The sequence below is a fragment of the Corynebacterium flavescens genome (assembly GCF_008693105.1).
Taxonomy (GTDB): Bacteria; Actinomycetota; Actinomycetes; order Mycobacteriales; family Mycobacteriaceae; genus Corynebacterium; species Corynebacterium flavescens.
Genome location: NZ_VXKK01000002.1, coordinates 1 through 872, shown reverse-complemented (window position 1 = coordinate 872; position 872 = coordinate 1). Strand labels below are relative to the sequence as shown.

Sequence of the window (872 nt, the reverse complement as noted above, 5' to 3'; positions counted from 1 at the left end):
TGAAGTGCCCCGGGTTTTGTTCCTAGGCATTTGCCTTGATTTCCATTATTGCCTGTGGCAAGTTCTGCTTCCAAAATTCGGTTTCCACCTCGGCTGGGGTTCGGTATCCCAGGCTTTGGTGGAGCCTTACCTCGTTCCACCATGACACCCACTCGAACGTCGCGATTTCTACCTCTACAACGTCATTCCACCTGCGGGTATGGATTAGCTCGTTCTTGTAGGAGCCGTTAACGTTTTCAGCCAGAGCATTATCATAGGAGTCACCAACACTTCCGGTGGAAGCTGTAATGCCGTGCTGGGTAAGTCGCTCGTTGTAGACAACGCTGACATACTGCGACCCGTGATCCGAATGATGAATGAGACCTGTTGTTTCCTCAGCACACACGATCGCCTGGTTGAGAGCTTGCAGCGGCAAAGCTTCGGTCCGCATCGAATCTGACAGCGCCCACCCGACGATCCTCCGGGAGTAGACGTCGGTGACAAACGCGGTGTAGACGAATCCTTTTCGTGTCCGTACATAGGTAATGTCAGCCACCCACAGCTTATTCGGTCCTTGAGCTTTAAATTCACGCTCGACCAAGTCCGGGCGCAAATCAGGCACGTTAGCTTTTCGGGTTGTGATTGGTGATCCGCCTTTGCCTTTGCCAGAAACGCCAGCCAGGCGCATCAGTCGGGCGGTTTGTTCACGCCCGATATCGATTCCTTCACGGCGAAGAGCATGCCACATTTTCCGCACACCGTAGACACCATAATTATCTCTATGAACAGCACTAATGCGTTCAACCAGCACGCCGTCACGAAGTCGACGAGCACTTAACCCGCGAGCCTTGGACTGGCGATAACCACGCGAGGTGATAAACCCGCCAGCCCGG

Annotated in this window: 1 protein-coding gene; it reads right to left on the bottom strand. The window is 53.7% G+C overall.

Annotated elements, in window-relative coordinates:
- Positions 1–22: 22 nt before the first annotated feature.
- A partial coding sequence (locus F4V60_RS00350; protein ID WP_150387342.1) for an IS3 family transposase occupies positions 23–872 on the bottom strand: 850 nt, incomplete at its 5' end.